The organism is Chryseobacterium luteum, from assembly GCF_000737785.1.
Lineage (GTDB): Bacteria > Bacteroidota > Bacteroidia > Flavobacteriales > Weeksellaceae > Chryseobacterium > Chryseobacterium luteum.
Genome location: NZ_JPRO01000044.1, coordinates 1 through 9,939 on the forward strand (window position 1 = coordinate 1; position 9,939 = coordinate 9,939).

General features: G+C 37.4%; 7 protein-coding genes and 1 tRNA gene. 4 read left to right on the forward strand and 4 right to left on the reverse strand.

All coding sequences use genetic code 11. The annotated features are described in order from the left end of the window. Positions 1–228 precede the first annotated feature (228 nt). Entirely contained in the window at positions 229–756 is a 528-nt protein-coding gene (locus tag IX38_RS21635; RefSeq protein ID WP_228378026.1) for a helix-turn-helix domain-containing protein, read from the reverse strand. Positions 757–795: 39 nt separating this feature from the next. Between IX38_RS21635 and IX38_RS23545 the strand changes: the two genes are divergently transcribed. Continuing rightward, positions 796–954 (forward strand): DUF1275 family protein, encoded by a 159-nt coding sequence (locus IX38_RS23545; RefSeq protein WP_394331199.1) that lies wholly within the window; start codon positions 796–798, stop codon positions 952–954. Positions 955–1,744: 790 nt separating this feature from the next. On the opposite strand, the gene IX38_RS21640 is transcribed toward IX38_RS23545, so the two are convergent. Together IX38_RS21640 and IX38_RS21645 are read right to left on the reverse strand one after the other, a co-directional pair. Beyond that, a tRNA-Arg gene (locus IX38_RS21640) sits at positions 1,745–1,816 on the reverse strand. Between the two features lie 378 nt (positions 1,817–2,194). Beyond that, positions 2,195–2,965, reverse strand: a complete 771-nt coding sequence (locus IX38_RS21645) for an alpha/beta hydrolase family protein (RefSeq protein WP_034708154.1) — start codon at positions 2,963–2,965, stop codon at positions 2,195–2,197. Between the two features lie 320 nt (positions 2,966–3,285). Between IX38_RS21645 and IX38_RS21650 the strand changes: the two genes are divergently transcribed. Further along, positions 3,286–3,927: an NAD(P)-dependent oxidoreductase gene (locus tag IX38_RS21650; protein WP_034708155.1), complete on the forward strand. Its 642-nt coding sequence runs from the start codon at positions 3,286–3,288 to the stop codon at positions 3,925–3,927. Between the two features lie 111 nt (positions 3,928–4,038). Here IX38_RS21650 and uvrA read toward each other — a convergent pair whose 3' ends face one another. Beyond that, positions 4,039–6,831, reverse strand: coding sequence for an excinuclease ABC subunit UvrA (gene uvrA / locus IX38_RS21655; protein ID WP_034708158.1), 2,793 nt, complete (start codon positions 6,829–6,831; stop codon positions 4,039–4,041). 510 nt (positions 6,832–7,341) lie between these two features. Between uvrA and IX38_RS21660 the strand changes: the two genes are divergently transcribed. Then, the gene (locus IX38_RS21660; protein ID WP_034708157.1) at positions 7,342–9,153 is read left to right on the forward strand and encodes a TonB-dependent receptor plug domain-containing protein; all 1,812 of its coding nucleotides are present in this window, start codon (positions 7,342–7,344) and stop codon (positions 9,151–9,153) included. Positions 9,154–9,225: 72 nt separating this feature from the next. After that, a partial coding sequence (locus IX38_RS21665) for a DUF2490 domain-containing protein (protein WP_051885012.1) occupies positions 9,226–9,939 on the forward strand: 714 nt, incomplete at its 3' end.

Below are 9,939 nucleotides of genomic sequence, written 5' to 3' on the forward strand. Positions count from 1 at the left end.
GATCTGTGCCTTCAATATTTTGAGGTGTTCTTGAGACGAGCCTGATGTTTACATTGTGCTTTTTTAATACAGGTATAAGTTCGGTAGCGATGGTACCATTGGCACCTAAGATGGTGTGGGTCATAATTTTAAGATTTAGAATATTATTTATTTCTAAAGCAAAACTACATTATGATTGTTTACGGCCATTGTAAGAAAACGAACGTCCCGAAAAGTACTACTAAAAAATTATTCAATTACGTCCGGGCTTCTGGGACCTGAGCCTACGGTAAAAAATTCTTTTCCCTTTAAATCTTTTATAAACTGTTGCGGTGTTGTACCTAAAAACTGCTGAAAGTCTTTAATAAGATGGCTTTGGTCATGGTAATTAAATGCTGTTACGATCTCAAACATATCGGGCATTTTTTCCTGGGTATTGATAAGTTGGGCAATAACCATTTTAAATCTTAAAAAACGCAATAATTCCTTAGGGGAATAGCCGGCATACTTCTGAAACCGAATCTGGACGGTCCGCTCGGTTAATTTAGCGTCCGATGCAATGGCTTTCACCGGATGGGTTGCAGGGTTGTAAAAGTAATGCTCGCCATCAATAAGCGGCTGGGCAGCAGTATCCATTTCACGTACATAATGCGCAACGTAATCGGCAATTATAGTCAATCTGACCTTGAGATCAGTAATCTCGGAAAGTGTTTCGTATAGCTCATGCCAGGAATACCTATAAGTTTTTCTTCTTTCTTGTCTAATAATGGGACTCAATCATTATCTATAGTTATATCTTCAGCCTTGCTCTTTGCGATGGGGTTACAAAATGCATTGGTAACCAGAGTGTCTCAATCCGTTGTAAGAACGACTCACCTGACAGGTCTCTTTACAGATCTTGGTATGGATCTTTCCAAATTATTTTTCTTTAAAGAAAAATCAGAGTCTATAAAATTGAATAGAAGTATTTTTTAAAAATTGATCATTATTGGCTGTTTTTTTTTCGGAAGCATGCTGGGCGGATTCGGATATAGGTATTTTGAATTAAAGACACTCTTTATTCCCTCCTTCTTTTTATTGTTGGCATTATGGTACGATCGGATATTATTTCGTTTTTATACGCTTAAAAGAAAGTTCAAACATCTTGAATGAGGTCTATCGATCTGTCGCAGGACTTTATATTATAACAACAGTATATCTTCAAGCGATAGTCCTTATAAGTTCTATTTATAAAGAACACAAATCACATTTATGTTTTTGCTGTTTGGAAATAGACGAGTCATCGCATTTACCGTTCTCGGAAAGACCACGAACTTTGATTTCAGAAAAAAGACCATGGTCAAGGCCAATACAGTTTGACACTTGCGAACGGTCTGCAGGAAAATCGGGAGCACAGAATAGAAAAACTGCCGATCCAAATACAAAAGTACCAGCTTGACCTTTCGTTTGATTCTCTAAACCTGTAAGCTTTTGAACATGGATCGATAATCATCTTTAAGAAGTTCTTCATTTAAATAATATTTTCCAAAATTTAAATACGTAAAGAAATCTTCATTTTTAAAATCTGTAAAGGCTTTAGGGTAAAAATCCTCAGTATCTAATATTTCCACAAGATCAAAATGTGTATTAAAATCAATGGTTTTATTAGAGCGATTATGATTTTATCAGGTTGAACGATAAAAAAATATCGATTATTTTTATGATTAATAGTTGATAAAATTAGTTACTAATCAATTAATATTATATTTCTGAGTTTCCGGTCTTGTAGCCTCACCAGGAATCGAACCTGGATCTAAAGTTTAGGAAACTTCTATTCTATCCGTTGAACTATGAGGCCTTAAAAAAATAAAAATACTAATTAATTTGAATAAATAAAAGATTTTCCAACAATTACGGTTATTTTCCATGATTTACTGAGTCTATACATGACAGCAACTGGGGCAGAACCAAAAAAAGAATCCGCTCTTTAGAAGCGGATCCAGTAGATAAATACATCTCATTTTTTTAATTAGACAACAATAAAAAGCACAGCCGACAATGCTGTGCTTAAATTTTTATTTCAAATTTAATTGCAATTTCAAAGCTGAAAAAAGCAAAAAATGATTTCATTTCAGTTGTATTACATAGTAAATTTAATACTATTTTCAATACGAAACATGAATTTAATGTTAAAATTCACAACTTATCCACAATTTATTGTGGATAAGTATGTAAGTTATTGTTGCTCAATATATTTAAGTATCAGACTATTCAGTAATTCTTTTTCACTGTCACTCCCTTTATTATCCATATGTCCGTGGTTGATATTGGTGGGCTGTACTGTGATGTGGTACTTTTGCTGTTCTTCAGGTGACGGCAGCACACCGTCATCAGCAGGATAATCATTGGAACGGAGGGTATATATTTTAGGAAGAGAAGTCCTGGGAAGATACATCCTTCGGTTGTCCATGGTAATAACTTTATACACAAGCGCAGGGTATTTATTGGCGAACAAAGCGGTCATATCTCCGCCGTTGGAATGGCCGATCATGGTCAGGTGTTTATAATCAAGGTCCGGCCTGGTCTTTTTAAGCTCATTCAAAACAAATAAAATATTTTCAGCACCCCGTTCCCAGAAAGGCATTCTTACGATCTGTGGTTTTCCATCCATTGGAATCAGTTCGTCGGTTGGAAGCTCATGCTGGATGCTTACCGTAAAATATCCTTTTGAAGCCAGTTTTTGAGTTAAGTAAGAATACACAAAATAATCACCGCCTTTATTGGCACCATAGCCATGACTGAAGATAATGACCTGCTGTTTAGGGATTTTTTGATCTGTTTTCGGGCTATAGAATGCAATGGGAATCTTTCGGTTCCGGCTTTTATCAAATAAGGTTAACGTGTCCAGTTTTGTTTCGTAAGTTTTATTTGAACGGATATTTTTTTTAGATGTGCAGCTATATAATGAAAAAACGATAACAGAAGTGAGCAGGATTTTATATTTCATAGTATTTGTTCAGATTAACGGGATGAAAATTAGTGAATATTTTATGGAATAACGGAAGAATTCTTTTGAAGATAAAAAGATGTTAAAATTAACCTGAATTCAGATAGCTCAGGTTAAATTGCTATATTTGGACTATTAATATCTCTTTATAAATATCATCACTGTCAAGCGCGTTTCTAAGTGCTTGAAACCCTAAGGTTCAAAATCATCTGAGCCTGATTTTACTATTTATTTAATGTTAAAAGAAAAATTGGTCAATGGACGGATGAATTATTCCTTGTTCATCATTGCATCATATTTTACAAACAAAAGAGATCATTATGAAAACAAATAAAATTGCCGTAATAGGCGGCACGGGAAAAACCGGAAATTATCTTGTTCAGGAACTTCTGAAAAGAAAATATCCTATGAAACTATTACTGCGAAATCCTGAAAATTTTACCGTTAAAAACCCTTTAATCGAGATCGTACAGGGAGATGCAAGAGATTTTGAGGCGGTGCACCAACTCATTACGGATTGCAGTGCGGTCATCAGTAAAATAGGGCAGCCTGTGGGAGAAAAGTCCATATTCACGGATGCTGCAAAAAATATTATACAGTCCATGAATTCTCATGGGATCAAGAGATACATTAGCATCACCGGTTTGAACGTCGATACGCCTTTTGATCATAAAAGCGACAGGGTAAAGGCCGCAACAGACTGGATGTATCAGAATTACCCAAAGATTACAAAAGATAAACAGGATGAATATGAAATTCTTGTAAACAGTAACCTGGACTGGACGCTGGTGAGGCTTCCATTGATTATTCCAACTTCTGAACATTTCGAAACGGAAGCCAATCTGGAAGACTGTATAGGTGAGAAAATCAGTGCGGCAGATCTGTCGGAATTTCTGGTGTCACAGATTGATGACAGAACCTACATTAAACAGAGCCCGTTCCTGTATAATATCAACAAGTAAAGCCTAAACTGAAAAGCATCAAAATCATTTGTGCATCAGTGGCAAAAAAACAAAAGAAAGAACAAAGTAATTAATAAAAAAATAGAGAGCCACAAAGCTCTCTATTTATATCTAGTTTTCAAGTTTTTCCTTGATGTATTTTGCTGTATGCGATTTTTTATCCTTCGCCAGTTCTTCCGGAGTTCCCGCAAAAACAACTTCACCACCGTATTTTCCGGCTTCAGGGCCAATGTCTATAATATAATCTGCACTTTTGATAATATCAGGCTGATGTTCGATGACGATTACAGAATGCCCAAGATCAATCAAAGCCTGCAATGATTTCAATAACTTCTGGATATCATGGAAATGCAATCCTGTGGAGGGTTCATCAAAGATAAATAAAGTCTTATCTGTAGTAACTCCTTTAACAAGGAATGAAGCCAGTTTCACACGCTGTGCTTCACCTCCGGAAAGGGTAGAAGAGCTTTGCCCCAACTGCAGATAACCCAGACCTACTTCCTGAAGCGGTCTAAGTTTCGTAACAATTTTCTCTTCGTTATTGTCTTTAAAGAATTCCAAAGATTCATCAACTGTCATATGAAGAATATCGGAAATGCTTTTCTCATCGAATTTCACTTCCAGAATTTCGCTTTTAAAACGTGTGCCTTTACATACTTCACATTCCAGCTCGATATCTGCCATGAACTGCATGGAAACATTGATCACGCCTTCACCTTTACATTCGTCGCATCTTCCTCCGTCTACGTTGAAGGAGAAATGTTTAGGCTTATAACCCATCATTTTAGACACTTTCTGCTTGGCAAAAAGATCCCTGATGTCGTCATAGGCTTTCAGATAAGTTACCGGATTGGACCTTGAAGATTTCCCGATAGGATTCTGGTCGATCAGCTCAATATTTTTAATCAGTTTCTTTGGAAATTCTACAGAATCATAATCTCCCTTTTTGCCACCCATTCCAAGCTGGATCTGGATGTCGTTGGTTAAAATCTCCTTCATCAGTGTAGATTTTCCGCTTCCGGAAACTCCCGAGATTACCGTAAGGCTTTCCAGGGGAACATCTACATCTATATTTTTCAGATTATTTTGTCTTGCTCCTTTGATGTGGATCCATTCCTTAGCTTTTCTGCGCTTCTTAGGAACTTCAATCTCCATTCTTCCGGTCAGATATTTTGAAGTAAGCGTATCTGCATTTTTAAGATCATGATAATCTCCCGCAAATACCAGTTCACCGCCAAGATAGCCAGCTTCCGGGCCAATATCTATAATATAATCAGCCGCTTTCATAACGTCTTCATCGTGTTCAACGACAATTACGGTATTTCCAAGGTCACGGAGATTCTTCAAAACACCGATCAGGTTTTCCGTATCTCTTGAGTGAAGCCCGATAGAAGGTTCATCCAGAATATAGATAGATCCTACCAAAGAACTTCCTAAACTTGTAGCAAGGTTAATTCTCTGGCTTTCACCGCCGGAAAGCGTATTGGAGGTTCTGTTCAGAGTTAAATATCCTAAACCTACTTTTAATAAAAACTCGATGCGGGTTTTGATCTCATACAATAATCTTTTGGCAACATCCTGATCATGTTCAGAAAGCTTCAGACTGTCTATTAAAGGATATAATTCATCCAGCGGAAGCTCGATCATGGACTGGATATTATGACCGTCTACTTTTACCCAGCTTGTTTCTTCACGCAGTCTCAGGCCTTCACAGGTAGGGCAGAGTGTTTTGCCTCTGTATCTTGAAAGCATCACGCGGTACTGAATTTTGTACAGGTTTTCTTCAAGCATTTTGAAGAAATTATTAATGGAAGGAAAGCTGCTTTTTCCGTCCCCTTTCCACAGGAAGTTTTTCTGTTCTTTGGTCAGCTGGTGATAAGGTTTGTGGATAGGGAAGTCACCTGCTTTTTTGATGAATGATTTTTTCCATTCACTCATGCTTTCACCTCTCCAGGAGCCAACTGCATCCTCATAAACGGATAAGGTTTTATTGGGAATGACAAGATCTTCGTCTATCCCGATTACTTTTCCATAGCCTTCACAGGCCGGACATGCTCCGTAAGGGTTATTAAAACTGAAAAAATGAACATTCGGCTCCAGGAACTCCATGCCGTCCAGCTCAAATTTATTGGAGAATTCTTTTACTTTTCCGGTATCGGCATCCTTCAGAGCACAATAGCCATGGCCTTCGTAAAATGCCATCTGGATAGAATCTGCCAGCCTTTGAAGGAAACTTTCGTCTTCTTCATAAGAAAAACGGTCAATCACAAGATTAATGATCATTCCTTTTTCAGGGATAAAACCGAAGCTTTCCAGATCTTCAATACCGGCTACATTACCATTGATCTCCAGTCTTGTGAAACCGGCCAGCTTTAAAACATTCAGGGCTTCCTTAAAGTTATCTGCATCATATTCCAAAGGGGCTGTCAGTAAAAATGAAGTATCCTTTTTTGAAGCTTTTATAAAATCAATCACATCAGAAACAGAATCCTTTTTCACCTCTTCCCCCGAAACCGGAGAAAATGTTCTCCCGATCCTTGCGAAAAGAAGTTTCATATAATCATAGATCTCGGTAGAAGTTCCTACCGTAGAACGGGGATTGGACGAAATCACTTTCTGCTGAATGGCAATGGAAGGAGCCAGTCCTTTGATGTCGTCCACTTTCGGCTTTTCCAGTTTACCCAAAAACTGCCGTGCATAGGAACTTAAACTTTCCACATATCTTCTCTGTCCTTCTGCATAAATCGTATCAAATGCCAGAGAAGATTTTCCGCTTCCGGAAACTCCGGTGATGACGATCAGTTTATTCTTCGGGATCAGAACGTCTATATGTTTCAGATTATTAAGATGGGCATTCTTAACGAAGATCTGTTTTTTTATATCTATTTCTACTGTTTTGGCCATTTTTTTATCCTTAAAAAAGATTGTTAGCATCTAAAAATTAAGACCTACAAAATTACGAAATTTTAGTGAAAATAAGGCGCTTAAATATTCCTCCGGTTCAAATACATGATCCCGGGTTATACCAGGAAATGATATTTAATGATTGAGGAATAAAAATCTATTTTTAGAATAAATAATTATCAGCTGTAAGCTTGTATTAATGGTGTATTTTTATGATATTTTCAATTATTTTATGATTTTCGTTATATTTTTTATTTTACTATTGTTTTGTGTTTTAAAATTATTTAAAATTGTATTCATAAATATGTAATATAGAAATGAGAAAGTTATTCAGAGATCTTGTTACACATTTAATGAGAAAAAGATAGAAAAGTACTTCCCACAAACAGATGCAGTATACCATTACTGCATCTGTTTTTATGATATCTATCATTTGCCTGTCTTCGGGAACTCCCTTACTTTTGAAGCCGTTATTAAAGAAACTGATTAAGAGCAAAAATTAGGACTATTATGATCAAGAAGATTGGAAGCATATTTTTATTGGGATCAATGCTTTGTGCCCATGCACAGGAAAAAGCGACAGATATTGAAAGTATTGAATTTCAGGGGAAATTTATCTCCACACCTTATAAAAGCGCTAATCAGAATATTACTGTAATTACGAAGGAAGATATCGCAAATTCTCCTGCAAAAAGCATTGACGAAGTCCTTCAGCAGGTTCCGGGAATGGATATCAGAAGGAGAGGAGCAAATGGAGTACAGAGTGATATCGGTTTCAGAGGAAGTTCTTTTGAACAGGTTTTGCTGTTGCTGAACGGGATCAGGATGAATGATTCCCAGACGGGACACAATTCCATGAACATTCCTGTAGATATGGATGATGTGGAAAGGATCGAGATCATAAAAGGCCCGGCTGCCAGGAGATTCGGGCAGAATGCTTATGCGGGCGTTATCAATATTATTACCAAAACAACCCCCGGAAAAAGGGTGAAAATAAGTGCTGACGGCGGAGATTACGAAACCTACGGCTTCGGCTTCAATGCGCAGCTGGGAAATGAAAAATTTTCCAATTCTCTTCAGGCTAATTCTGCTTCATCTCAAGGATATATGTACAATACGGATTACGAGATCCGGAATGTATTTTACCAAAGCAAACTGAACATTAAAAACGGAGATCTTAAACTGCAGGCGGGGTTTTCTGAAAAGAAGTTCGGGGCCAACGGTTTTTATGCATCTAACAAAGCTACCGAACAATACGAGGAAACGCAGGCTTCTATTGTCAGTTTAGCGCATCAGCAGACCTTTGGGAATTTGAAAATAAGCTCCAATGCCTATTGGAGAAGAGGGCAGGATATGTATGTTTTTACAAGAAGTAATCCTGGGTTTTACAGGAATATGCATATCGGCAACAATGTAGGCGGAGAAATGAATTCCAGCTATCAGTGGGGACTGGGAACTACAGGAGTAGGTGTTGAGCTTAGGAAGGAGTTTCTGGCGAGTAATAATTTAGGAGAAAGAAACCGTTTTGTTTCGCAGGTTTTCTTTGAGCACCATTTTTCATTACTGGATAAAAAGCTGAACATCAGCCCGGGAATTTCGTGGGCAAATTATTCCAAAGAAGGAAATTTCTTCTATCCCGGTTTGGATGTGGGATATAATTTTGATCAGAATAATAAGATCTACGGAAATATTGCAAGAGTTCACAGGGTTCCGACGTTTACAGACCTTTATTATGTAAGCAAAACGGAGCAGGGAAATCCTGACCTGCTTCCGGAGAATGCCATATCATCTGAAATCGGGTATCAGTATCAAAACAGCGGGATTTTAGCAAAGGTGAGCGGATTTATGAGGAATTCTGAAAATTCCATAGACTGGACAAAAAAAGATCTTAATGCTCCGGTCTGGTACGCCCAGAATGTAGGGAAAATAGATACCAAAGGAGTTGAAGTAGAATTGAGCCACAGGGTTTTTGACTGGCTGAAATATACGGCTGGATACACCTATCTGGACAGCAAAATAAAAGAACCCAATGAATTTGTGTCAAGATATATTCTCGACAATCTGAAACATCAGGTGGTTGCAAAGCTTGAAACCAGGTTCTTAAAATATTTCACGAATGAGCTGGTTTACAGATATAACGAAAGAATGAACCTGGGAACGTATAATCTTCTTGATGAAAAACTGAGCTTCGCCAAAAAAGACTTTTCTGTTTATGTACTCATCAATAATCTGACGGATACAAAATATACGGAAGCTTTTGGGGTTGAGATGCCTCAGAGATGGTTCCATTTAGGCTTCTCATATACGATTAATATTAAGTAAATGTTAAATTCAAAATGAATGAAAATTAATATTAACAAATTGTTAAATAATTTACTTTTGCAAAAATTTTTTATGAAACTTTTTTTAAGTCTGAGCTTACTTTTGAGTATACCTTTTTTTAAAGCACAGGAACACGTTTCCAGCTTCAATGCAGTGACTTTAACCTATAAGTTTCATCCTAAATTTTTCCTCTATGCAGAAGGTCAGCTTAGAGGAAATGAAGATTATACCTATCCCGATTATTACGAAATCAAAGGGGGAGTAGGCTATAACCTGACTAAAAATCACAAGCCTTTCGTAGGTCTTGGGAGGTATGTAAATTATAAGGAACACAGCCTGAGCAGGGAGGAGTTCAGGGTTTGGCTGCAGGACGTGATCGATTTAAAAAAAGGAATCGTTAAGTTTGAAAACCGTTTCCGTATAGAAAAAAGTTGGTTTTACGAACCCGACACGGATAAAAGTTCTCAAAGAATGCGTTACAGATACCGTCTGAACGTAAGTGTTCCCCTGAATGCAAAAACTGTTAAAAAAGGAACTGTTTTCGCCAATGCATATGACGAAATCTTCCTGGTAAGTCCTATGAAGCCTACTTTCGCGAGAAACAGGGTATATGGCGGTTTCGGCTACCAGATTGATGACCATTTCGGAATCCTGACAGGTTATCTGTGGCAGCGTGAATTTGAAGCAAAAGGAAATAAAAACCTTCACTTTATTTATCTGGCCTTAAACATCAATATCGACGGTACGGACCATCCTACAAAAACATACGATTTCCCCGGAGCGGAT

Coding starts and splice junctions, on each gene's coding strand:
- IX38_RS23545 (WP_394331199.1), top strand. CDS start 796: ATGGGGTTACAAAATGCATTGGTAACCAGAGTGTCTCAATCCGTTGTA.
- IX38_RS21645 (WP_034708154.1), bottom strand. CDS start 2,965: ATGAAATATAAAATCCTGCTCACTTCTGTTATCGTTTTTTCATTATAT.
- IX38_RS21650 (WP_034708155.1), top strand. CDS start 3,286: ATGAAAACAAATAAAATTGCCGTAATAGGCGGCACGGGAAAAACCGGA.
- uvrA (WP_034708158.1), bottom strand. CDS start 6,831: ATGGCCAAAACAGTAGAAATAGATATAAAAAAACAGATCTTCGTTAAG.
- IX38_RS21660 (WP_034708157.1), top strand. CDS start 7,342: ATGATCAAGAAGATTGGAAGCATATTTTTATTGGGATCAATGCTTTGT.